Here is a 25178-nt window from a genome sequence, read left to right on the forward strand (position 1 = left end):
ATCACGCCTATAAGCTGGCCATGCGTTTTGACGCCAACAGCTACCTTGTCATCAACCAAGCCTTCATCACCCATGACATTGGGCGGGGGCGCGGCGGAACGGCGGCTGTGCTGGAAAATCTTCACATGCCCGCGCTGGTTGTGCAGGTGGATTCCGATCGCCTCTTCTACCCAAGCGATATGGCCGCGTTGGCCGAAATCCTCCCGGGCGCTGGGCCGATCGTGACCATGTCTTCACGTCACGGCCACGATGGTTTCCTCATTGAGAACGATCAGGTGACGGCCATCCTCAACGGCTTCCTTGGGCAAATCGCGCTCCCACGTTAGATTCGGGTGAGGCGTTACGCCCAAAGGTTATGGAGTGCTCACTGCCGGCTCCGCGTGGCATCATAAAAACATGAACGAATGGGAAGATGATCTTCTCGGGCCTGGCTACGTGCAGATGACCCTTCCCCTCGCGCGCGACGATGAGGGGCCAGTTGTTGCGACCCTCATCAAGTACGTGCCCGAATTCGATGCTGATTCCCGCGAAATCCCGGCCTCACCAGACTTCGCTCTTCTCGCGATCCACGGGTGGAACGATTACTTTTATCAACGCGAACTAGCCAGAGCGATCGCTGAGGCGGGCGGCGCCTTCTACGCAGTGGACCTCCGAAAGTACGGGCGCAGCCTACGGGACTGGCAAACCTTCGGGTTCATTACCGATCTGAGCACCTACGGCGAGGAGATTTCCGCGTGCCTTGATGTGATCGCCGAGGAACACGAGGAGGTACCGCTCCTTTTGTACGGGCACTCCACCGGCGGCCTCGTGGCCTCGCTGTGGGCCGATAGCCACCCCGATGCCATTGACGGCCTCATCCTCAACTCGCCGTGGCTCGAGCTTCAAGCATCTACGTCCCTCCGGCAGATGGGCAGGCCCATCATTGACCTCATCGCCCGGCGCCTGCCCAAAACCGAGCTTCCTCTGCCGGAAGGCGACTTCTATCAGCGCGCCCTCACCGCTACCCCACCGCCGGGTAGCGAAACGATACCCGGTGCCCCGGACGGCACTACCGATCCGTTCTGGACCACGGGTTGGGAACCAGATCCACGATTCCGCAACGGCATGGGCCAACCCGTCAGGGCCGCGTGGTTGGCCGCGATCCTCAAGGGGCAGGCGCGCGTGGCCGAAGGCCTCAACATCACCTGCCCCATCTTGGTTCTCACCTCCACCGCGTCCGCCACGCCATCAGCAGAGTGGCACGAAGAACAGCGAGCCACAGATTCCGTGCTGGATGTTGAGCAGATCTGGAAGCGAGTAGCGCATCTGGGCAACCACGTCACCCTAGCCAAGCTTCACAACGCCATCCACGATGTGGTTCTCTCCCGCGAACCCGTGCGAAATAAAGCCTTCGCGGAGATCAACCACTTCATCCGGGCCTACATCACGGTTAGCAAGTAACTAGACCAAGGTGGACACTTCGCGATCCTTGCGGATTAACAGGCGCTTTACCACGAGGCATACGCCGGTTGCGAGCAGCCACCAGCCAGCATCCATCAAGTACCCGCTAGCATGCAAAACGTCATGATACACGGCGGGCCACATCTCACCCGAAGGATCATTTGATACACCGTCCCAGACCCAATACATGTTAAAGGTCGCGCCGTAGAGAAAGCCGAGAGTGGCAACTCCAGCGATCCATACGGCCCAACCGGCTACCCGTGCAAGCTTTGCATAGCCAGTCTCGTGAAACGTCCAGTTTCCGGTACTCATCAGAACTCCAACCCTGACAGTCTCGAAAGACCCTTTTCGTCAGCTAATCTTGTGGCATTGTTCTCCAACAAAGACACCACTCGAGAACAACCTTGCGCACTGTTTACCCTTCTTGACGGTATATGGCGCCTTCGAATTATTCCCGCCAAAGGTGGTACCAATTATGTGGCAACCCGCCTGATGCTTGCCTTTCACGGTACTGAAAATGCCGTTGTTCACGGTACTTCTGTTCTGCCAATCAATCCGGTAATCGCAGATTCTGCCAGTCGTAGAAACTGCATACGCCTTTTCCTGCTGAATTTTCGTCCCCGAACCGGTGATATCGTGGGTCAGTACAAACCGAGGAATGTAGTTACCCTTAACTGAGAATCCACCGATCCATGCCTGACCCCAGGCACTTAGCGTCCCTATACCCTGAGTTTCTTCAGGAACATAGTCCCAACTGGATGGATCGTCATTCTGGATTTTCCCACCATAAATGATTCCGTCGCCGTTCGCGGATTCACTACTGATGAGCACATCGGAATCATCAATAATAGCCGCCTCATTTGCGGAAGCAACACTGCCTAACGCTAGCCCGAGAGCGAGAAATAGCGCCCCCCTACAAGTCTTTTAGAATGCATCGTCACACCTTCTTGTTCTCACGAATTTATGTACCAGAAATTTCTGATGTGACGATCCTTACATAAAAAGAGACCACTAACTAGGTCCACATTCACTCATCCTCCTCATCTATGCACTTATCCTCCAAAAGCACACGTCCTCATCGAACCTCTCAGGACTTTAGTACCACTAATGATTTACGCTATGAGACACGCGACTCACAACTCCAACCATCAGTTCAATAAAATCATACTTTCACGGGAACCTACCCTGCTCCGTGAATCTCAACCCTGACCCACGTCCCCGGCATTGCTCTTCTCGCGATCCGCGGATGGAGTAACTACTTCTATCAACGCGAACTTGCCCGTACCCTTGCACACGCGGGCGGGGCATCTAGGCAATCACGTCACCCTAGCCAAGCTCCACAACGCCATCCACGATGTGGTTCTCTCCCGCGAACCCGTGCGAAATAAAGCCTTCGCGGAGATCAACCACTTCATCCGGGCCTACATCACTGGTGATTAGCAGCCGACGTGCGAGTAGTGACGATTTCGGATCGCTGAATTATCAGATATGATAACGCCATGGATGACGGTGAAGAGTTTGCTGCCCTTCTAGAATCTGCTGCACGGTTTCAAGAAATTGTCCCTGACGCGGTCTTGGTGGGAGGTACCGCCGCGGCCTTCCATGCCCACCACCGAGTTTCGTACGATCATGACCATGTGGTCAAGGACCTTCGTAGCCGATATGACCAAGTCCTTGATGCATTGGAAAGCACCCCCGAGTTTACTGTTAGCAACAGGGCCAGCCGGGCACCCAACACGATCATGGGGAAGTTTGATGAGCACTACGCTGGACTCCGTAATCTCCGCCGCCGCCGCCCTTTAGAGGTAGAAAGCGTTACTCTGGCATCGGGGCGAAAGCTGAGGGTCCCGACTGAACTGGAAACCTTGCGAGTCAAGGCATACCTTGTTGTACAAAGGAATGCTGTTCGCGATTATTTGGATGTTGCCGCACTTTCGTCGCACTTGGGCCTGACGGCAGCAGCAGACACACTGAGATCAATTGATGAATACTACGTTGAACACTCTGACGAGTACGGTTCAGTTCTGACAGAGCTAGTCTTACGCCTAAGCGACCCGCTCCCACGTGACCGAGCAGCAATCAGAACATTCGAGGAGTATAAGGGGGTGCACGCGCGATGGCAGAAATGGAGCAACGTCGTCAACCAGTGCCAGCAACTGTCCGCGAAGATGGTGTAGAAGTCCAGATCAGCCCACAGTTCTTCAGAAACGTCACGACCACCCCAAGCACGCCGATAGATGATTGGCCACACGAGGTATTCCGGGCCGTTCTTGAGTACGGAATGGTTTATGACTGGCGGATTGTTGCCGACTTTGTGCGTGCCCATCCGTGGGGGAAAGCAGCGCATACGCTAGAGGAGGTTATCGATTACTCGGATGACCTTGACACCTATCACCTCATGAAACGAATACTTCACAACGCACGCGCGGACGCACAAGAAGGTGAACGCCAGCAAGTCGCGTCTGAGCTAGCCTCATATGTTCGCCAGTCGGGTATGACGCAAAAGGACTTTGCTCTGGCAACGGGCACGTCAGCCAGCAGGCTGTCTTCGTACATATCGGGAAAAACCGATCCGAGAGCGTCCTACGTAGTGCGCGCGAGGGCGGCCGCTCTGAATACGTAGCTGGCGAATCCGCCTCTGCTACAGATCCCCGAGGCGCTTGCCGCCAGGAACCTTCCACACGCTCCAACCGTCAACGCCCGCGATACCTGAGGCAGCCGATGCTGCTTCGGAAGGATCGGTGAAAACGCGTCCGTCAGACAGTGCCATGGTTCCACGAGCTGTGACCCTGGCCGACAAGCTGATGTTGCGGCGGCGCTGGCTCCACACCACGTTAAACGGAGCGCCATAACGCTGGGCGATCTGAAGCAAACGGCTCGGCTGCTGGCCTTGTGCCGGTTGGGTGTGATCCAGCTGGGCTGCCTCTTCCACCGCTTCCGATGAGGAGGTTGCAGCCGCAGATTCTGAAATGATTTGAGGGGCCCGCCTGCCCGAGCTCTTGGGCGCCGAGTTCTCCCAGAGGTCCTGTTCGGCACGGTTGCCGTGATCTGACTGAGAGGCAGCAGACTGAGCAAACGCGGACGGCCCGGCATATCCGGGAACGTTGGCAAAAGCCGATGGTGCGGTCCCACGCTCCGGGCGATCGAGACGCACGGGCCGGTCCGGGCCAGATTCGGCTGCCGATCGTTCACGGGAAACTGCACGGCGGCCATGGGCGCGGCGTGGAGCCTTGCGCTCGGTCGGGTTCTGGATAGGCGCCGCGGCCTCTTCATCGCCGGCCAGCAGGGCGCGCAGTTGGCTGATCTGGTCCGAGGTGCTGGTTGGCGCCATCTCCGGGGTGCTGACAACAGGCGAGCTCACCACAGGCGCAGAGGTTTCCGTTTCAACAGGCTCAGCCGCCTCTACCGGTTCAGCATCTTCTTCCGTTTCCACGGCCGGATCGGCCCGCTCTACAGGGGCTGGCTGCCCGACGATCTCCGGTTCCGGAACCGGCACAACTGAGTTGGGAGCCGCTTCCGAAACCTCCGCGGCTTCAGCTTCAACACTGGTTTCAGCTTCGATAGTGGGCTCAGGTTCGACGACGGGTTCAGCACCGGTGACGTATTCGGCGGTATCAGGATCGGCGGCACCGGCAGAGGCATCAAAATCTTCAAAGGTGGCCTCGGCGGGAGAAATCGCGCTCTCGGCGGGAGAGACAACTACGGGCGATTCGGCCACAGGAGAGACAGCAGATGGAGATTCGGAGAGGAGAAGTTCATTGGCATGCTGCGGCGATGAAAGAATCGCACTCAAGCGGGCGGGCCGCGGGCGCACTTCCTCGAAGGACACGAGCACCTGACTGCCGCCATCGTGCAAGGAAGCCTTCCGGACATCCAACCCAGAACCTGCCAGCGCATCAACGGCAGATTTCACGTTCTCATCGATTCCCAGCACCACAAGGTACAGCCGTGGGCCCGGGGAGGGATGGGGCGGGCACGCGTCCAAGAACATGTGCCAATCGCGGGGGAAGCTACGCGCCCCAGGCCCGTAGATCAACGCGAGACTGGAGCGGCCCATCTCCGAATGCCTTCCGGCACGGGCAAGTGCCCCCAGCAGCTCATCGGCGTTCAGAACATTAAGAACCTCAACGGTGACGGTTTGTCCCGCAGGGTCCAGAGCGATAAGCGATTCCTTTGATCCCTCGCCCGCTGGCTCGCTTTGCCACGCAACAGGGAAGAGAGGGACGTCAATGAGTTCCACAACGCGTTCACGGATAGCCGCTAAGGACTCAGCGGTCACTCCGGCATCACCCGCGTTCACTGCGTGCGCAGGAACTAGGCGACCGTTCTCAAGAGCGAAAACCGACATGCCATATACCCCCTGAATTGGGCTCGCCAGACCGCCCCCAGTTTAGTCGAGTTCCGATGTTTTCCATACTTCGAAAGCCGAAGAATTTACTTCTCACCGTAGTCAGGCCATGTTGGAGTACATCGCGGCGTGTCGCACACCGCACGCTTGCCATAGCTTGATCTCTCACGGCTATCTTAACGCGTATGCACGGTATCGGCACGAGGAGAAGCACTCTTCCCATCGCGAAGCAGTTCGGCCAAATGGATACCGTTCGATCCCTCCAGTTGCGCCGCTTGTGTACGGCAGGAGAACCCATCAGCCAAGAAGATGGCATCGGGCCCCGCCTGCCGCAAAGCTGGTAGCAGCTTCTGTTCGGCAACGGCCACTGACACATCGTAGTGACCTTGCTCCATCCCGAAGTTTCCAGCCAACCCACAGCACCCTGTCACCTTGGTGATCGTGGCACCGGTACGCGCCAGCAACTCCTCATCAGCCTTCCATCCCATGACGGAATAGTGGTGGCAGTGCGGCTGAGCCACAATCTCCATCCCGCTGAGATCGGGAGGCGTGAACTCCTCGGCCGGCCCGATGGGAGCGGGTGCGGTGAGGAGCTCAGAGAGCGTATACGTCATACCCGAGACCAGTTCACTTCGCGAATCCTCAGGCAACAAATCCAGCAGATCCGATCGAAGCACAGCGGTACACGAGGGCTCTACCCCCACGATCGGAACGCCGCTGGCCGCGAACGGTGCCAGCACCTCCAGCAGATGGGTGAGCTTCTTCTTTGCGGCGGTGAGTTGGCCAGTTGAAATCGAGGTGAGGCCACAACACGTTGATTCCGGCGGGATCAACACCGTGTAGCCGGCGCTCTGCAACAGTTCAACCTCCGCACGCGCCCCGCGCCCATCCAGAGTCTCGGAGAACGAATCGGCCCACAGCATGACGTATCGCTTATCTCCAAGCCGCCCGGGATTGAAGGAGGAGAGCCCGCGGGCTTCCTTGGAACGGGAGAACCGCTCAGTGGCAAAGGCAGGCATGCCCCGCCGTGGGTCAATGCCAAACACCTTGAAGCCCAGCTTGCGCACTGGCGCAAAGGACATGACGGCATTCGCAACGCTGGCAACCAGCGGCACCTTCGTGGCCATACCCGCCAGCGTTGGCAGATTCCCTAGCGTGTAGTGAGTACGAGGCCGCATCTTTCCCTGATACGCCCGAAACAGCACCTCACTGCGGTAACGGGCCACATCAATGCCGGTGGGGCAATCGCGCGAGCATGCCTTACAAGAGAGGCACAAGTCCAGCGAATCGAGAACCTCGGGAGATTCCCAATCGGAGAAGAGTTCCCCGTTGGCAAGCTCTTGAAGAACGCGAGCACGCCCGCGCGTCACGTCCTTTTCATCCTGAGTGGCCGCATAGGACGGGCACATGAAGAAGCCCGCATCGAACCGATCGGCTCGGCAATTGCCCACTCCGGTGCAGCGGTGGACGGCTTGGGTGAAGTTGCCGTCGTCGTCGTCAAAATGGAATCCACCCGCGTACGCAAGCACGCGTGCGGCCGGGCGGCGCAACAGACCGTCAACGGTATCGGGGTTCACGAGCACGCCGGGGTTCAAAAGCCCCTGCGGATCGAACAGATCCTTGACGCGAGCGAAGGTTTCGATGATTTCAGGGGAGTACATGCGCGGAAGCATTTCGGAGCGCGCGCGGCCATCGCCGTGTTCGCCGGAGAGGCTGCCGCCGTGGGAGGCCACAAGATCCGCCGCCTGCTCCATGAAGGAGCGGAACACGGGCACGCCGGTGGCCGAATCGATGGGGAAATCGATGCGGATGTGCACGCAGCCATCGCCGAGGTGGCCATACATGAGGCCATCCAGATCGTGCTTTTCCAGTAGAGAACGCAGATCGCGCAGGTAATTGCCCAACTTCTCGGGCGGCACGGCCGAATCCTCCCAGCCAGCCCACGCAGGATGGCCTTCGGGTGTGCGCCCGCCCAGCCCGGCCCCATCGGCGCGGATTCTCCACAGCTCGTTGGCCTCAGCACCGGCTGGACACACGCGATACGAGGTGGTGTTCGCGGTGTGGGCAAGCTCCTCCGCACGCGCCAACACGTCAGCTTCGGATTCGCCATCTTCGGCGCCGATTTCGATGAACAGCCAGCCGCCACCGGGCGGCAGCTCTGGCACGGAACCCTTATGCCGCCGCACCACATCCACAAGATGGGCGTCCACGCCCTCCACAGCGAGCGGGTTGAAAGCCAGCAATGCGGGCACATCGTCCGCCGCAGCCGGCATATCCTCATACCCCAGCACCACGAGCGCCGGTGATTGAGCCACTGGCACTAGGCGCACGGTGGCCTCCGTGACCACAGCCAGAGTGCCCTCCGATCCCACGAGGAACTTCGCCAGATCGGTGCCATTTTCGGGAAGCAGGTGCTCAAGCGAATAGCCGGAAACTTGGCGCTTAAAGCGGCCCATCTCCACGCGAATGGTGGACAGGTGTTCGCTCACGAGATCCGCCAACCCGGCAACCATCGCATCGCCGCGCCCGGCCTGAATCTTGGTGCCGTCCGCTAAGAACGCCGTCAGCTCGTGCACGTTATCGGCCGTACGCCCGTAGGCCACCGCGTGGGGGCCGCAGGCGTTGTTTCCGATCATGCCGCCGAACGTTGCGCGGTTCTGGGTGGAGGGATCGGGCCCGAAGCGCAGGCCGAACTTTCCGGCCGCCTTCTGGAGGCTGGCCTCAATCACGCCTGGTTGCACGCGCGCCGTACGATTTTCCGGATCGATCTCCAAGATCTTGTCCATGTGGCGCGAGAAGTCAAGGACAATCCCCTGCCCTACGGCGTTTCCCGCGCACGAGGTTCCGGCCCCGCGGGAGGTCAGCGGCACGCCGGTTTCGCGGGCCACCGCGAGCGCCGCGGCCACGTCTTGGGCGTCCTTCGGATAGGCCACAACTTGAGGAACAACGCGATACGTTGAGCCGTCGGTTGAATACTCCGCCCTACGCCTCGTCGAATCGTCAACTTCGCCCTTGAGGGCGGCCTTCAGCAGGCCGGCTACAGTATCGCTGGTCATGAATATCATCCTCCCAGAATTATTGTGCATGCTTGGACCCATGTTTGCGTGGGTCCTCCGGCATAGACAAGGAGAATTGCACGTAATTCGGTTGCACGGCTTGGTGGGCTTTTATTGACGCCGACGGCGGGGCCTATCCCGCAAGGGCACATCCTGCACACTGAATCCTCGCCTGTTGGCCGAGAGGCTCCGTGGTGTGGCAAGCCCCTAGCCCGGATGAACACAGAGATGTCGCGTCCGCGAGCAGCCCGAGCCTGTTGAAATGATCCAACATGGTTTTCACAAACACCACGCTGGTATCGCACTTGGCAGCCACAGCGGTCACCGTATTACCCTGCTGAAGCTCGCCGAGGATCTTGGGAACCACACTGGTCATGAGATAAACAGGCTCCCGATCTGGAATATGGAGACAGCGAGCACCCACGCAATAGCGAGCTGGGAAATCACTGCCAGCGCCGTCTTCTTCCCGCCAATCAACTTGGCCTGTTCAGCCACAGTTGCCATACATGGCGTGTAGGCGAGGACAAATACGAGGAAGGCGAAGGCCGCGAGGCCTTCAGAACCGGTGCCTGCGGATTCGCCAAGTGACTGCGTCAGGAGCTGCGGGAGTTTGCCCAGATCTTCTCCGTTATCTTCCGCATTGCCGGCATCCACCTCCGGATCCATGTTGTAGGAGGTGACGATCGAGGACACCACGGTTTCCTTGGCTACGAAGCCCGTCATGAGCGCGCCCGTCATGTGCCACTCACCGAAGCCGGTGGGTTCGAACACCGGCTCGAGTATCTTCGCTGCGCTGCCGTAGAGAGAGTCCTCCATGGCCAGCTCCGGATCGGCGAAGCCACGATCGGCATCATTCATCGGCACGGCGCCCATCAACCAGACGAGGAGCGTCATAAGCACGATAATCTTGCCCGCCCCCGTCACAAACGTCCACGCGCGCTGCCACGTGGTGCGGAGCAGAACAACCAAGCGGGGCACCTGATAGGCAGGAAGCACCAGCATGAGCGGGGTGCTCTCCTCATCTTTGGTGATGAAGTGCTTGAGGATCCATGCCCCGCCCACGATCAAGAACAGGGAGATGAGATACATGGCGAACACAACGGTTCCCGCGTGGGATCCAAAGAAGACCTTGCCAATCATCAGGTAGATGGTCAGGCGTGCAGCGCAGGAGGTGTAGGGGGTGATGAGAACCGTGACAAGGCGTTGCTTGCTTGAGGGCAGCGTGCGTGCGGCGGCAAGCGATGGGAGATTACAGCCGAAGCCCATGATAAGCGGCAAGATGACTCGGCCGTCTAGGCCGATACGGCGCATGAGGCGATCGCCAAGAAACGCCACGCGGGCCATGTAGCCCGAATCCTCCAATACGGAGAGTGCAGCGTAGATAACGAACATGAGTGGGAAGAAGCTGGCTACCACGCCCATGCCGGCGCACAGCCCATTCACCAGGATGGATTCCACCCATGTTCCCTCCATCCCGATGGCGCTGATGCCCTGCCCAACGCCGTTGGCCAGCGAAATCGCACCCTCCTCGGTTGAGGAGAACACGCCATCGAACCAATCTTGGATAGGGCCAACCCACGATCCGGCCATCTGGAACAGAAGCCACAAGAGGCCGAAGAAGATGAGCGTTCCCGCGAGGGGATGAAGGAGGAAGCGATCGATCTTATCCGATCGTGACAGCGTGGCTGGGTCCTCGCGCGGGGTGCGGGCCTTCGCTTCCACAGCTTCCACCCATTCGAACAGGGCGGTGGCGCGCTCAACTTCGCTGAGCTGGCCTGTGTGGTCGCACTTGCAGTCTGGGGCATCAGGATCGCAGCAGCATCCCTTGCCAGCTGTCTGCCCCATCGTGTAGCCCGGAGCGCTCGGGTCCGGTGCGAGGCCATGCACGTGCGGCTGGCTCGCGAGCGCAGCACCCACCATGGCATCAAGAGTTGCCTGACCAGAGGCGGCACGCGGGTCAACGGCCACCACGGGAATGCCGGTTGAGGCTGCCAGAGCCGAAACGTCAATCGGTTCGCCGTTTTGCTCCGCCACGTCGCTCATCGTGATCACAGCGGCAACGGGCAGGCCTGTTTGTGCGATCTGGCCGAGAAGATACAGGGACCGCGTGAGAGAACCGCCATCAAGGACGGCCAGAGCCAGATCAATACCCAGCCCAGCCGCCGGATCGGTCAGAGAACCGGGCGCGCCCGCCACGGTATCGGTCACGGCCTCCTCATCGGGGCTGGTGGGAATAAGGGAATAGGTACCTGGCAGGTCCAGAACCCGTAGCCCGAGGCTGCGCCACGTCCCCGCCATGACTGTGACCGTGGTTCCCGGCGCGTTCACGATCTTCTGGCGTGCACCGGTCACGCGGTTGAACAGGGTGGACTTGCCAACATTGGGGTTACCCACAAGAGCGATCGTCGGCTGCTTTCCCTCAACGAGGGTAGTGGTACCGGCACCTTTAGGTGCTCCTGTTGGCGGGCAGTTCGGACAGCTCACCGGGCGCCCCCAGCTTCCACATGGGCACTAACAAGATCGGCATCGATCAACGTTGCCGAGCGGTGATCCACCGCCACTCGTGAGCCAGCAATGTTCAACACCACGCCACCAAAGCCCGCATGCTGGGTCACCACCGCCTGCGCTCCGGGCCGAACCCCCAGTTCCTGCATTCTGAGAATGTTACGTTCAGGAAGGCCCACTGACGTCAGCCGAATTTCCTCCCGAATCGGGCAATCACACAGTCTCATTCCACACCAATCATTCAGCGGATCGTGCCCCGTGCCCCCTTGTAACGCACGCTCGATCCACGTCCATTAGTCAGGTTAGCCTTCTCATTCTTTAGATCAACCCCAGCACCTGTGCTCGAAAGAATTCGCCGCCTCACAAGCGTGATTTCCGGAGTTCCACATCACAGCCGAGGGTCCGAAGTCCCTACTGTCAGTTAACTTGTGGCCATGCCGCCCGCTACGTTGTTGACGGTTCGCGGCGCGTTCGTCGTCGTCGTTAAAAAAGCGGGGCGACACTTTCGTGCCGCCCCGCCAATCTGCGCTACAAACTACGCAACATCATTACTGATGGCTGCGCGTCCAGCTTCGAGCCGCGCAATCGGAACGCGGAACGGGGAACAGGACACGTAGTCCAGTCCAACGTGATCGAAGAAGTGGATGGACGTGGGATCGCCACCGTGCTCACCACACACGCCGCAGTGCAGATCCGGGTTCGTGGAACGGCCCTTTTCAACGCCCAGCTTGACCAATTCGCCCACACCATGAATGTCGATCGTCTCGAACGGCGAAACGCCAAACACGCCTGCATCGAAGTACTCGTTGAAGAAGGATGCTTCCACATCGTCACGCGAGAAGCCCCATGTGGTCTGGGTCAGATCGTTGGTGCCGAAGGAGAAGAAATCGGACTCACGAGCAATATCTTCAGCCGTCATGGCAGCGCGCGGAAGCTCGATCATGTTGCCAACGGGCAGATCAACCTCAATGCCGGAGGCCTCCGATACCTGCTTGAAAATATCGAGGGCTTCATCGCGAACGATCTGGAGCTCACGCACCGAACCGATGAGCGGAACCATAATCTCTGGACGAGGATCAAGGCCCTTCTGCTTGCAGGCCACGTATGCCTCCGCAATGGCGCGGATCTGGAGCGTGAACAGGCCGCGAATCTTCAGGCCAAGGCGTACCCCGCGCAGGCCGAGCATCGGGTTCTGCTCGTGGTTGGCGCGAACCGCCTCCATGATTTCCTTGTCATGGGCCGTCACCTCTTCGCCGCGCTCCACCTTCAGAGCCATCTTGATGGACAGCTCAGTCAGGTCAGGAAGGAACTCGTGCAGCGGAGGATCGATCAGCCGAACGGTTACGGGCAGGCCGTCCATCGCGGAGAAGATACCCTCGAAGTCACCCTTTTGAAGTGGGGTCAGAGCCGCGAAAGCTTCTTCACGCTGCTCATCCGTTTCCGCAAGAATAACGTTCTCAATGAGCTGGCGGCGATCGCCTAGGAACATGTGCTCCGTGCGGCACAGGCCAACGCCCTGGGCGCCGAACTCCCGTGCGCGCTGAGCGTCCTCAGGATTATCCGCATTGGCGCGAACTAGGAGGTGACGCTTGGAATCTGCGCGGGTGAGGATGCGATCCACAGCCTCCACCAGCTCCCTCGTTGCGTCATCCGGGGAGGCGGCCAAGCCGGCCTCTAGCCCCTTGGAAATGTAGGTCATCACCGGGGAATCAACCACGGGAACAGTGCCTTCGAAGATTTCGCCGGTGGTGCCGTCAATCGCGATGATATCGCCGCGCTTGAACTGCTTACCGGTGGACTTCACGCCAACGGTGCCAGCTTGCTCATCAACCAGCAGATCTTCGGCGCCTACAACGCAGCAGCGGCCCATGCCGCGAGCCACAACGGCTGCGTGGGAGGTCTTGCCGCCACGCGCGGTCAGAACGCCAGAGGCGGCCACCATGCCGGCAAGATCATCCGGGTTAGTTTCACGGCGTACCAACACAACGGAGGCACCGGCCCTCGTGCGCTCGATGGCCTGTTCGTTGTTCAGCACGATCTCGCCTACGGCTGCGCCAGGGGAGGCGGCCATGCCCTTGGAGATGATGGTCTTTTCCGCGTCCTTATCGAACTGCGGGAACAGCAGGGCTGTCAGCTGTTCACCGGTCACGCGGGTGACGGCCTCATCCTTGGTGATGAGGCGCTCGTCCACCAGCTGAGCTGCTACGCGGAAGGCTGCACCAGCGGTGCGCTTGCCCACGCGGGTCTGGAGCATCCAGAGCTTGCCCTCTTCGATCGTGAACTCGATATCGCACAGATCGCGGTAATGCGTTTCGAGCGTGCGCATGATGCCCACGAGTTCGTCATAGGACTTCTTATCCAGCTGCTCGAGGTCCGCCAGCGAAAGCGTGTTGCGGATACCTGCCACAACGTCCTCGCCCTGAGCGTTGACCAAGTAATCGCCGTACACTCCGGAATGGCCAGTGGATGGGTCGCGGGTGAAGCACACGCCAGTGCCGGATTCATCGCCCATGTTGCCAAACACCATGGTGCAGATGTTCACGGCCGTGCCGATATCGTTGGGAATGCGCTCGCGGCGGCGGTAGATTGCGGCGCGGTCCGTGTTCCATGAACGGAACACCGCTTCGATGGCCAGATCCATCTGGTCACGCGGATCCTGAGGGAACGGGTTGCCCGTCTCCTTGGCCACGATCTCCTTGAACTGGGAGACCAGCTCCTTGAGATCATCCGTGGTCATGTCAAGATCGCCTGCGTAGCCCTTGCCGGACTGAAGTGATTCGATGGCATGGGCGAACAGATCGCCATCAATATCCAGAACGGTCTTGCCAAACATCTGGATGAGGCGGCGGTAGGAATCCCACGCAAAGCGCTCATTGCCGGACCTGGCGGCAAGCCCGTTCACGGACTCATCGTTCAGGCCAATGTTCAGCACAGTTTCCATCATGCCGGGCATCGAGAACTTCGCGCCCGAGCGGACAGAAACAAGAAGGGGATCATCGGCAGCGCCGAGTGTCTTACCCATCTGCTGCTCGACGGCGCGCAGTTGCCCGGTTACTTCAACATCCAGACTCTCGGGGGTCTGGCCTAGGTCAAGGTAACTGCGGCACGCGTCCGTTGTAATGGTGAAACCTGGGGGAACCGGGAGGCCAAGGTTCGTCATCTCGGCAAGGTTTGCACCTTTGCCGCCGAGAAGGTCCTTCATGTCCTTATTTCCCTCAGTAAATGAGTAGACGTACTTCGTCATTAAAAGTCCTCCGTTGGAGCTGCTTTGTAATCCGCTGGTGCGGGGCCACCACTAAGGCTAACACTGACGATGGTCCCGGACGAACCGGCCAGACCAACATCCCACGAGGTGGAATTGCCCCATTCCGTCCACTGCCCCAGCCACTCCTCGCAGGCCGCTCACACTTTTCCGCGTAACTCCAAGAAAAACGGGACCTTCGGGCCTATACTGCGTGACGGCTGAACGGCCCACGCAAACGCTCGTCAGTAATTCGCAACTATCATTTCGGCGGGGCATCTCGGATTCATGAGAAGAATGGCTGATAGGCCCCTAGTGAATCCCCGTCACAGTGCCGTCCGGTGCCACGGCGATATCACAGGCCGAAGGTCTCTTTGGCAGGCCAGGCATGGTCATCACCGAACCAGAAATGAGGACGATGAATCCGGCGCCAGCCGATAGCCGCACTTCCCGGATGGGAACCTCGAATCCTTCCGGGGCGCCTAGGACCTTAGGATCTGTGGAGAAGGAGTACTGGGTTTTCGCGATGCACACGGGCAGCTTTCCGTACCCTAGGCGTTCGAGCCGTGTTAATTCCCTCTTGGCCGCCGGTGTGAAGGTGGCGCGTTCTGCCCCGTACACGCGTTGGACCACCGCCTGCGCCTTCTCCTCAAGTGCCATATCGTCCGGGTAGCACAGCGTGGTGGCACTCGGTGTTTCCAGCGCCTTCATCGTTGCTCTCGCAAGATCGAGTGAACCGGCGCCGCCTTGGGTGAAGTGATCAGATACCACCACGCGGATGGCTTCCGCATCTCCGGCACCTGCCGTGGCTCCAGCGCTCGCGGTGCTTCCAGCACTCAATGCCCCTATCGCCTCCTCAATCACGGCAATTTCCGCCGGAGTATCGGCCTCAAACCGGTTGATGGCCACCAGCACCTTCTGCCCAAACACATCCTGCAGGTTCGTCACATGCTTGATCAGGTTGGGGAGGCCGGCACGCAGGGCCTGAACATCCTCGTTTTCCAGATCCGCGAGCGCCGCCCCGCCCTGGTACTTGAGCGCACGCACGGTTGCCACAACGATGGATAGATCGGGGGTGATGCCGCTTTGGCGTCCCATGACATCGAAGAACTTCTCAGCCCCTAGGTCCGCTCCGAAACCGGCTTCGGTGATGGCCACCTCCCCCAGCGCCATTGCCGCCTGAGTGGCAATCACGGAGTTGCAGCCGTGGGCGATGTTGGCGAACGGGCCGCCGTGAACAATGGCGGGGGTGCCTTCGAGCGATTGCACAAGGTTCGGAGCCAAGGCGTCGCGCAAAACCGCGGTGAGCGCCCCGGCGATACCCAGATCCTCAACGGTGACATCGTTGCCGTCATAGTCCGAACCCACCACGATGCGCCCGAGCCGTTTGTTCAGGTCCGCAAGAGAGGTTGCCATGCAGAACGTGGCCATGATCTGGCTGGCTGCCGTGATATCAAAACCAGATTCGCGCGTCACTCCCCCAAGCCGCCCGCCCAGCCCAATCACCACGTCACGCAGCGCACGATCATTCATATCCATCGCGCGGCGGATTCGAATGGTGCGTGGATCGATCGCTGCCGTGTTGAAATGCAGAGCGTTGTCCACCACCGCGGCTAGGAGGTTATTCGCCTCGGCAATCGCCGCGAAATCCCCGGTGAAGTGGAGATTGATGTCCGTTGAGGGCACGATCTGGGCCTTTCCACCGCCCGTGGCGCCGCCCTTGATGCCAAACACCGGCCCCATGGACGGTTCACGCAGCGCCATCACGGCACCAACACCGATTCGCCGCAGCCCATCGGCCAACCCAATACTCAGGGTGGTTTTCCCTTCGCCGGCGGGCGTGGGAGAAATCGCTGTGACCAGCACGAGTTGTGCCTTGGCGGCCGGAAGTGACTCAAGATAATTGAGGTCAATCTTCGCTTTGTCGTTCCCGTAGCGCAGCACGTGCTCCTCGGGAATCCCGAGGGCGCTGGCCACGTCACGGATGGGGTGGGTGCGGAAAGAGTCAATGCATGGTAGATCATCGGTCTGAGGTGATTTCAACACGTCTCTAGTCTAGGCCCGCGAGGGTTCGAACATGCCGCGAAAGTTCGATCACCCTGCTAACTCCCACTACACCAACTAACTCTCGTTCGTTTTCAGGTGCTTCATCCGAGTCTTTTACGACGACGACGAAAATGGGAGCCCCTTCCGGGGCCCCCATTCAGCTAGGCAGTGCTAGCTCAGTCCTCTTCGTAACCGCAAATGGCGGCCACCTTCGGAGCCGAATGAGATTCGGGATCGAAGGTGTAGTTGAAGAATTCCTTGGCGAGGCGGCGTGCCAGCTCAAGGCCAATCACGCGTTCGCCTAGGCACAGCACCTGAGCATCGTTGGACAGCACGAGGCGCTCCACTGAGAAGGAATCGTGTGCGGTCGAGGCGCGGATGCCCTTGACCTTGTTGGCGGAGATCGCCACACCCATTCCGGTACCACAAATGAAGACGCCACGGTCAGCCTTGCCATCGGCGATCATCCGAGCAGCCTTGACGGCAACGTGGGGGTAATCCACATCGTCACCCTTCGTGATGCCTGCATCGATCACTTCATCGATGCGGGGATCGGCTTCAAGATCAGCCTTGATGACGTCCTTGTAATCAACGCCCGCGCTATCGCCAGCAACTACAACACGGAAACCCATATCATTACCTTTCGTTGCGAGTACCACCCATTGTGAGTGGTTTCAGACTTTTCCATTATCTCACCTCTTGGTTCGGTTCATCACCCCAAGTTGTCAGCGATGGTTCGCATCAGCATGGCGAAGGAGATAGCCCCCGGATCGGGCGTGCCTACCGATTTGCCTCCGTGAGTTCGTGCCCGGCCCTTCTTTGCCGCGAAGTTGGCGGTATCATCAGCCGCCGCCTGTGCCGCATCGGCCGCTGTGCTCCATGCCTGAGCGAGGGTTTGTTCGCTGGCGGCGTTCAGGGCTTCGGCGAACGGAATGGTTGCGTCAACCATCGTCTTGTCACCCTGTTCGGCGCCGCCCATGTCCTGAATGGACTGAGCCGCACCGATGGCCGCTGCGATGAAGGCAGCTTTGTCAGAGGCCGCTTCGTCCGTTAGCCCGTTACCGAAACGGGCCAGAGCGCCACCCCAGAGTGCACCGGCAGTTCCGCCTGCCCCCTCGGACCATGCGGCTCCCGCACGCGCCAAGAGGGTTTGTGCTCCTGCGCCTGCGGCAACGCTAGCCTTGGCAGATTCGGCTGCGGCGGTTGATCCGAGCACCATGCCTTGGCCATGATCACCATCGCCGGCCACCGAGTCCATCTTGCCCAGATCGTGTTCTGCCGCCCGTGCCGTCTTCTCCAGCGCCTCCAGAATGGCGGCAATCTTCGCCCCCTGTGCGGCAGATGCAGGATCTCCAGCCTTCGCGGCTTCTTGGGTCTCCTCAACCACTTCCCGCTCGGTTTCGCCAGAATGGCTGATGGACCCGGAGCGGAACGCCGGGGTATCGGCTGCGGCAAGCCAGTAGGCTTCCAGATCCTCGTCAAGGAACGTGAGCGTGAGCGAAACTCCCGCCATGTCCAGCGAGGTCACTTGCTCATCCACTACGGGGCTGACGATCGTCAGGCCAGCCTTCTTCAGAAGCTTGGACATACGGCCATACAACAGGAAGAGCTCTTCGTACTTCGTGGCACCAAGTCCGTTCACCAGAACCGCTACCCGGCCCTCATAGCCGTCCTTGCCGCGTTCGGGTTCCTCTTCCAGAACACGCGAAACAAGCAATTCGGCCAGATCATCGGCGGTACCGAGCTTTTCGGTGGCAATTCCGGGTTCGCCGTGGATGCCAAGTCCTAGTCCAAACGTTCCCTTCTCCACTTCGAAGAGGGGTTCGGGGGCACCGGGCAAGGTACACCCGGAGAAGGCAACACCCAGCGATCTGGTGCGATCATTGACGTGGCGCGCCACGGCCTCAACCTCGTCCAGATTCAGGCCGTCGGCCGCTGCTGCACCGGTTATTTTGACAACCGGGAAGTCCCCAGCGATGCCGCGGCGCTGGAGGTGATTTTCAGGCTTGTCCGAGGCAATGTCATCTGTAATGGTGACAATGCGAACGTCAATCCCCTCAGCCTTGAGCTGTTCGGCGGCCTGCCCGAAATGCAGTACATCGCCCGCGTAGTTCCCGAACATCATGATCGTCCCGGCCCCGTTATCGGCCGCGCGAATGACCGATCGGGCCTGAGAGGCGGATGGGGAAGCGAAAATGTTGCCACACACGGAACCGTGGGCAATACCCGGACCAACCCATCCAGCAAATGCCGGATAGTGCCCGGAGCCTCCGCCCACAACAAGCGCCACTTCGGATTCAGGGCTTGCTGCGGTGCGAACTACTCCCCCGTGTACGGGCTGGACATACTCGCTATATGCTTCAGCGAATCCCTCAAGGGCCTCCTTTGGAAACTCTTCCGGGTCATTCACAATCTTGGTCATTTCGATCTCCTACAACACTGTGTTCGAATGTGACCCAAGTCTATAGTCAAGCACGAGCGAGTACACTTCTTGACAAATCCGTATACCGAGAAACCGGCGAAATGACAACGAAAAATTGCAGAGTATCTACCGGATACCCAACGCCTCAGTCGCAAGATTACGAGCATGCTTGGCATCGCGAGCATCGTTGATAACGGCCGCCGCAGCCTCGCATTGGCTAAAGCTCACGGCCGAAACCTGTGCACCCACGGTGGAAACAGCGGAGGCAGCCATCGAGAGGGAGGTGACTCCCATCCCCAACAGCACACAGGCCAAGATGGGATCAGCGGCAGCCTCTCCACACACACCCACGGGCTTACCAAGTTTCTTCCCGGCAGCAGCCGTCTGGGCGATCAGCTTGAGGACTGCTGGCTGCCACGGATCCGTGTACTCGGCGAGGTGGGGAGAAAGCCGATCGGCCGCCATCGTGTACTGCGTCAGATCGTTGGTCCCCAGCGATACGAAGTCCACGACTTTCAAGAACTCTTCGGCCATGACGGCCACGGCAGGAACCTCCACCATGATTCCGCCAGTCATGCCACGCCTGCGCACTTCCTGCGTAAACCATTCGGCCTCGCGCAGCGTTGACACCATGGGCGCCATCACCCAGCTCTTGCCCTCGTGACCTTGTGATGCCTTGGCAATGGCATCCAGCTGGTCCTGAAGCAGTTCGGGATTCTGTCCAGTGATGCGCAGGCCGCGCACACCCAGTGCCGGGTTCTCTTCATCGTCTAGGTTCGCGTAGGCGATGGGCTTATCCGAACCGGCATCCAGCGTACGAACAACAACTTTCCCATGCGAGAACGCCTCGAACACCGGCGAATAGATGGACGTCTGCTCCTCAATCGATGGCTCAGTCTTCGCGTCCAGGAAGCAGAACTCTGTGCGGAAGAGCCCCACGCCTTCAGCCTGCCCTTGGGCCGCCTTGGCGGCAGTTGTTCCATCCTGCACATTCACGAGGAGCTCCGCGTGGTGGCCGTCCGTTGTTTGGGCTGGGCCCCGCCACGCGCGTACCTTTTCGCGCCATTCGTGATCCTTAGCCACCTTGTCTTCAGCCACCGCAGGATCCGCGTTAATGGTGATTCTGCCCTTGCCGCCGTCCAGAAGGACCAGATCGCCGGGCTTGACTTGGCGCAGCTCCCGCATGGCCACGATGCACGGGATGCCGAGCTGGCGGGCGATGATTGCCGTGTGGGATGTGGGACCGCCCAGTTCTGTGGCCACTCCAACGATCAGTTCTGGATCAAGGCCGGCGGTATCCGCGGGTGCCAGATCATCGGCCAGCAGAACCACTGGCTCCGTTGGTACAGGAATACCGGGTTCGGGTTGTCCCTGAATCTCCGCCACCACACGATCGCGCACATCGCGAAGGTCCGTGACGCGCTCAGCCATCAGGCCGCCAGCTTTCTCGAACATCGTGACAAACTTGTCCGTCGCACCCACTAAAGACTGGATGGCGGGAAGGCCCTGCTTGCTGATCCGCACCTTGACTTCTTTGGCGATGCCGCGATCCGTGGCTAGCGAAGCTGACATCTTCAGCACATCGGAGGCGTGACCGATCGTTGCGTCACCTCGCACTGTGAGGCGTTCGGCAACCACCTTCGCCGCTGCCTGATAGCGGGCGAATTCCTCGTCACGCTTGTCCTCGGCGATGGATGGAGCGGTTGCGGGCGGCACATCCGGGCGAACAACCCACATCGCCGGTGCGTACGCCATCCCCGAAACCACCGGGGTTCCGTGAACGTCTGTTCCCGGCGCCTTCACAACGTCTACTGCATGGCCTTCTGTGTTTTCTTGAGTCATCGGTAGCTTCCTCGCCCAACGCTTATCGCCCAACGCTGCGAAGCGGGGCGAATCAATTCCGCACCCAGTGTAACTCATATCACCATTCGCAGCCTATTCGCTCCACACGCCCACATTAGTGGGCAAATGCCGCCATTCGAGACTAGTTGTATAGATGACCACCCAATATGATCTTGACAACAACAATTAGCCGCCCCTAGTCTGAAAATCACAACAGAACCCATCACGAGCACTAGACACCGGCCAGCTCACCTCCCATTGTGTGCAGGTGAGCGGTTTTTCATGCAAGGAGGCATGCTATGACTGAGTACATTCTCGGAATAGATAACGGCGGAACACTTTCGAAGGCTGCGATTCACGCCGCAGACGGGCAGGCGGTTTCCATCGCATCACGCTCCGTTCCTCTGATCGTCAAGAAGCCGGGCTGGACGGAACGCGACATGGGCGAGCTCTGGAACGCGAATGTGGCGGCAATCCGCGAAGCTGTAGAAATTGCCAACATTGATCCGCATGACATCGCGGGGGTCGTTCTCACGGGGCACGGGAACGGCCTCTACCTGACGGACGAATTCGGCAATCCTGTTCGCAACGGCATCGTATCGAGCGATTCGCGCTCACAGCCGATCGTTGACCGCTGGATCAATGACGGGAGCTTCAAAGAAAAGTGCCAGCCCACCACCCTCCAGTCATTGTTCGCAGGAGGCCCGCTGCCCATCTTGGCGTGGATGGCTGAGAACGAACCAGAGGGGGTGGATCAAACCCATTACATCTTCATGGTCAAGGATTACATCCGTTACATGATGACCGGCGAGGCGCGGTTCGAAGAATCCGATGCATCGTGCACGGATTTATACGATATGAATAACCACGAGCTCTTCGAATCCGTATTCTCCATCATGGGTGCGGGTGCTTGGGAGGGAAAGCTTCCGCCGCTCGTCAAGTCAACGGAGATTGCCGGTCGGGTACTCCCGGCCGTAGCAGCAGCCACTGGTTTGGCCGCGGGAACTCCCGTTATTGCGGGATTGTCCGATATTTCGGCGGCACCGGTTGGTTCCGGGGTTGTCGACGACGACGAATTATCCATCGTCACAGGCACTTGGTCCATCAATAGCTACTTCTCGCCAGATTCAATTTACGATGAGAACCTGTTCATGACCTCCATTGCACCGCTGCCTGACAGATACCTCATCACCGAGGCATCCGTGACCTCGGCGTCCAACCTCGAGTGGTTCATCCAGAACGTTCTCAAGAAGATTCCGGCTCTAGCCGAGATCAGCACTGGCGAACTCTACGATCTGTGCAACGATCTCGCGTTCTCTGCGGAGGCCGCGGATTCCAACGTCACCTACGTACCCTACGTATTCGGATCGAATCTTCATCCTCACGTTGCCGGTTCGTTCACCGGCCTGTCCAACGCCGATGGGCTGGCCCAGATGCTCTATGCGATCTACGAGGGAGTTGTGTTCTCCCACGAGGAGCATATTAACCGGCTTCGGGATTACACCACGCTCAAGCCACGTGGGCGCATCACGGGCGGTGTCACGAAGTCACCGCGCTGGAGCCAGCTCTTCTCCGATGTTCTGGGCATGGAGCTCCAAAAGGTAGATGTTGCCGAATCAGGAATTCTTGGCGCCGTTATTGTTGCCTCCTATGGGCTGGGTCTCTACCCCACCATGAAGGAAGCAGCCGAAGCCATGGTCCCCGCGCCTGTCACAATCGAGCCGAGCCACGGTAAGGACTTCACAGCGCCGTATGACCGGTGGAAGGCCACCGTTGCCGAAGCCGAGCGGACCATCAATTCTTAAGGGGAACGTATGACTACCAAGATACTGTGTGTCGCGGACGGCACGATTACTCCCAGCATGATGAGCGACATGCTGGTACTCGAAAAATTGGGGGCGGAGGTCACCATCGTCGAGGATACCGATATGGCAACGATCGCTGACGTGACGGACCGCATGGGGCTGATCGAACGCGACGGCATTGATGCTGCTCCGCGTTGTCCTGCTCTGGTTGATAGTTGCGCGGATGCGGACATCATTGTTGTCCACGTTGCCTCGATCAACCGCGAGGTGATCGAGAAGGCAAAGAACCTGAAGCTCGCAGCAGTGTTACGCGGCGGCATCGAGAACGCGGATACCGCGGCCCTAGCCGAACGTGGCATTCCGCTGATCAATGCTCCGTGGCGCTCCGCCAACGCCGTTGCTGATTTCACCGTGGGCATGATGATTGCGGAGAACAAGAACATCGCACGCTCCCACAAGCTGCTGATGGATGGCGTGTGGTGCAAGAAGTATTCAAACCAAAGCCACATTCGGGATATGCGCAAGTGCACCGTGGGGCTGGTTGGCGTTGGCAATATCGGCTCTCGGGTAGCCAAACGCCTTGTGGGCTTCGAATCGCGTGTCATCACCTACGATCCCTATGCGAGTGCCGAACAGGTAGCTGCCATGGGAATTGAGCCCGTTGATTCTCTTGAGGACCTTCTGAGCCAGTCCGATTTTGTATCTCTACACATGCGAATCAGTGATGCCACACACCACATGATGAACGCGGATACCCTCGCTCTCATGAAGCCGACGGCCTACCTCATTAACACGGCGCGCGCCGATCTAGTAGATGAGGATGCTTTGGCATCTGCACTGGCCAACCACCAGATTGGTGGGGCGGCGATCGATGTGTACGCCAGCGAGCCGCTGGCTGAGGGGCATCCTTATCTAGGCTTGGAGAACATCACCCTCACATCGCACCTAGCTGGAACATCAGCGGACACGATGCAAACATCCGTAGAGATCGGTGTTGATCAGCTCGAACGCTATCTCACGGGAGAACCGCTGCAAACCCTGTGTGAATAGCGGATCGTCGCATTAGCGCGCACCCAGTCGTTTCTCGATTCGCGCGAGGATGGCTGGGTCGCGCGCCACGATCCGCGCCTCGGCCACACTGGTTGGCGTATCCGAGATGGTTGAAACCGCGGCATCGATCGCATCGTCCAGCGGCCATCCATATACGCCTGCGCTGATAAGTGGGAATGCCACTGACTTCGCCTGAAGGTCATCAGCCACCGCCAAGACCCGGCGAAAGCACGATTGCAGCAACGCCCGGTCCTTCTGTCCTGCCCTATAGTTCGGGCCCACGGTGTGGATGACCCATTGAGCAGGCATCTCTCCAGCGGTAGTCCAACCCGCATCCCCCGTTGGCAAGCCGTTGGGGAAACGGGCGATGCACTCCTCCAAAATGGCGGGGCCACCGGCCCGGTGTATTGCGCCGTCCACGCCACCGCCCCCACGCATTGCGGTGTTTGCGGCGTTAACAACGGCATCAACGTTCTGCTGTGTAATGTCCCCTAGTACTGCTGTGACGGCAACCATAGTTACAGTCTAGGAGCAATGGCGAACGTGACATAGCTATATGGCAGAACTGATCGTTGCCATACCTATTCTGTGTGACGCTTCCAAGACTCGATGGTCACCAGAGACTATCGTTGTTCCGCGACTAGGTCACTCACTGCCCCCGCGCCTGTAGCACTGTCGCGCCACGATCTTCCAATTCGCTGACGGTTTCAGCGGCCAGATCGTGCTCAACAAGCACTGCGTCATAATCGGCGGTGTCACTGACGCGGTAGAGGGCTGACCGTTGGAACTTCGTCGTCGTCGCCGCTAAATATGACGTGCGCGCGGCGCCACGCATAGCGTCCTTGTACTCGGCCACGTTCTCGTAGGGGTGATACACAACCCCGTCAATAACGGCGGCGGCAGAAACGATCCCAACGTCCGCACGAATCCGGCCGAGCATATCGATCGCGGCTGGACCGAAGTTCGCCTCCAGGTGGCGATCGTACTGGCCCCCGATCGTAATAAGCTCCCACTTTGGGTTCTCGATCGCCAGCTGCATGATCCGCCAACTGTTGGTAATCACTGTCAAGCCGGGCACATCCACGAGCGAGGAGATCATCGAATAGGCGGTGGAGGAATCGTCCAGAAGTACTGACATTCCACGGGAAATCCGTGGGTGAAGCGCCTGTGCGAGCGCCGCCTTTTCGCTCAGATCATGTTCCATTCGGTAGCGCATCGAGGTTTCGGACAATGTGGTGGCTACGGCCGTTACCTCGCCGCGGAAGCGATCGATGGTCCGCCCCGCCTCAAGGTCATGCAAATCGCGGTACAAAGTCATGGGCGATACGCTGACCAATTGCAGGAGCTCATCGATTTTTACCGATCCGCGCTCCAGCACAAATTCCGTGATGAGGCGCTGGCGTTCCTCTTTGTTCTGCGTCTT

The 25178-nt window shown here is 59.3% G+C and carries 19 protein-coding genes and 1 pseudogene; 7 read left to right on the top strand and 13 right to left on the bottom strand.

Going from position 1 to position 25178, the window contains the following annotated elements:
* Both ACTHV6_RS09495 and ACTHV6_RS09500 read left to right on the top strand, forming a co-directional pair.
* A pseudogene (locus tag ACTHV6_RS09495) lies at positions 1-326 on the top strand (homoserine O-acetyltransferase MetX); the annotation flags it as partial.
* Positions 327-396: 70 nt separating this feature from the next.
* Positions 397-1440: an alpha/beta hydrolase gene (locus ACTHV6_RS09500; protein WP_441387198.1), complete on the top strand. Its 1044-nt coding sequence runs from the start codon at positions 397-399 to the stop codon at positions 1438-1440.
* Here ACTHV6_RS09500 and ACTHV6_RS09505 read toward each other — a convergent pair whose 3' ends face one another.
* Both ACTHV6_RS09505 and ACTHV6_RS09510 read right to left on the bottom strand, forming a co-directional pair.
* Positions 1441-1752, bottom strand: coding sequence for a hypothetical protein (locus ACTHV6_RS09505; RefSeq protein WP_441387200.1), 312 nt, complete (start codon positions 1750-1752; stop codon positions 1441-1443).
* 39 nt (positions 1753-1791) lie between these two features.
* On the bottom strand, positions 1792-2271 hold the full coding sequence (locus ACTHV6_RS09510) for a hypothetical protein (RefSeq protein WP_441387202.1): 480 nt from the start codon (positions 2269-2271) through the stop codon (positions 1792-1794).
* 444 nt (positions 2272-2715) lie between these two features.
* Here ACTHV6_RS09510 and ACTHV6_RS09515 point away from each other — a divergent pair, with 444 nt between their 5' ends.
* From ACTHV6_RS09515 to ACTHV6_RS09525, 3 genes are read left to right on the top strand one after another with little or no spacing between them, the layout of a single operon-like run.
* On the top strand, positions 2716-2880 hold the full coding sequence (locus tag ACTHV6_RS09515; RefSeq protein WP_441387204.1) for a hypothetical protein: 165 nt from the start codon (positions 2716-2718) through the stop codon (positions 2878-2880).
* A gap of 59 nt (positions 2881-2939) precedes the next feature.
* Positions 2940-3617, top strand: coding sequence for a hypothetical protein (locus tag ACTHV6_RS09520; protein WP_441387205.1), 678 nt, complete (start codon positions 2940-2942; stop codon positions 3615-3617).
* Positions 3587-4063, top strand: coding sequence for a helix-turn-helix domain-containing protein (locus ACTHV6_RS09525; protein WP_441387206.1), 477 nt, complete (start codon positions 3587-3589; stop codon positions 4061-4063). Before ACTHV6_RS09520 ends, ACTHV6_RS09525 begins: the two co-directional genes overlap by 31 nt.
* A gap of 18 nt (positions 4064-4081) precedes the next feature.
* Here the strand turns inward: ACTHV6_RS09525 and ACTHV6_RS09530 are convergent, their stop codons facing one another.
* From ACTHV6_RS09530 to ptsP, 9 genes are all read right to left on the bottom strand, one after another.
* Entirely contained in the window at positions 4082-5788 is a 1707-nt protein-coding gene (locus ACTHV6_RS09530; RefSeq protein WP_441387207.1) for a hypothetical protein, read from the bottom strand.
* Between the two features lie 176 nt (positions 5789-5964).
* Positions 5965-8844 (bottom strand): FAD-binding and (Fe-S)-binding domain-containing protein, encoded by a 2880-nt coding sequence (locus tag ACTHV6_RS09535; RefSeq protein WP_441387208.1) that lies wholly within the window; start codon positions 8842-8844, stop codon positions 5965-5967.
* A gap of 372 nt (positions 8845-9216) precedes the next feature.
* On the bottom strand, positions 9217-11238 hold the full coding sequence (gene feoB, locus ACTHV6_RS09540) for a ferrous iron transport protein B (RefSeq protein ID WP_441387209.1): 2022 nt from the start codon (positions 11236-11238) through the stop codon (positions 9217-9219).
* A gap of 86 nt (positions 11239-11324) precedes the next feature.
* A complete protein-coding gene (locus tag ACTHV6_RS09545) occupies positions 11325-11576 on the bottom strand; it encodes a FeoA family protein (protein ID WP_441387210.1) in 252 nt (83 codons plus the stop codon).
* A 308-nt stretch (positions 11577-11884) separates the two neighbouring features.
* Entirely contained in the window at positions 11885-14593 is a 2709-nt protein-coding gene (gene ppdK / locus ACTHV6_RS09550; RefSeq protein WP_441387212.1) for a pyruvate, phosphate dikinase, read from the bottom strand.
* Positions 14594-14902: 309 nt separating this feature from the next.
* Entirely contained in the window at positions 14903-16636 is a 1734-nt protein-coding gene (locus tag ACTHV6_RS09555; RefSeq protein ID WP_441387213.1) for a formate--tetrahydrofolate ligase, read from the bottom strand.
* A 176-nt stretch (positions 16637-16812) separates the two neighbouring features.
* Positions 16813-17268: a ribose-5-phosphate isomerase gene (locus ACTHV6_RS09560; RefSeq protein ID WP_441387215.1), complete on the bottom strand. Its 456-nt coding sequence runs from the start codon at positions 17266-17268 to the stop codon at positions 16813-16815.
* An 80-nt stretch (positions 17269-17348) separates the two neighbouring features.
* The gene (locus tag ACTHV6_RS09565) at positions 17349-19058 is read right to left on the bottom strand and encodes a dihydroxyacetone kinase family protein (RefSeq protein ID WP_441387216.1); all 1710 of its coding nucleotides are present in this window, start codon (positions 19056-19058) and stop codon (positions 17349-17351) included.
* A gap of 126 nt (positions 19059-19184) precedes the next feature.
* Entirely contained in the window at positions 19185-20900 is a 1716-nt protein-coding gene (ptsP, locus tag ACTHV6_RS09570) for a phosphoenolpyruvate--protein phosphotransferase (protein ID WP_441387217.1), read from the bottom strand.
* Between the two features lie 299 nt (positions 20901-21199).
* Here ptsP and ACTHV6_RS09575 point away from each other — a divergent pair, with 299 nt between their 5' ends.
* Both ACTHV6_RS09575 and ACTHV6_RS09580 read left to right on the top strand, forming a co-directional pair.
* Positions 21200-22705, top strand: coding sequence for an FGGY-family carbohydrate kinase (locus ACTHV6_RS09575; protein ID WP_441387218.1), 1506 nt, complete (start codon positions 21200-21202; stop codon positions 22703-22705).
* 9 nt (positions 22706-22714) lie between these two features.
* On the top strand, positions 22715-23755 hold the full coding sequence (locus ACTHV6_RS09580; protein ID WP_441387220.1) for a 2-hydroxyacid dehydrogenase: 1041 nt from the start codon (positions 22715-22717) through the stop codon (positions 23753-23755).
* Positions 23756-23767: 12 nt separating this feature from the next.
* Here ACTHV6_RS09580 and ACTHV6_RS09585 read toward each other — a convergent pair whose 3' ends face one another.
* Together ACTHV6_RS09585 and ACTHV6_RS09590 are read right to left on the bottom strand one after the other, a co-directional pair.
* Positions 23768-24271, bottom strand: coding sequence for an O-acetyl-ADP-ribose deacetylase (locus ACTHV6_RS09585; protein ID WP_441387221.1), 504 nt, complete (start codon positions 24269-24271; stop codon positions 23768-23770).
* 133 nt (positions 24272-24404) lie between these two features.
* A partial coding sequence (locus ACTHV6_RS09590) for a DeoR/GlpR family DNA-binding transcription regulator (RefSeq protein WP_441387222.1) occupies positions 24405-25178 on the bottom strand: 774 nt, incomplete at its 5' end.

Source organism: Ancrocorticia sp. (genome assembly GCF_052089425.1).
In the GTDB taxonomy this organism is placed as follows: Bacteria; Actinomycetota; Actinomycetes; order Actinomycetales; family Actinomycetaceae; genus Ancrocorticia.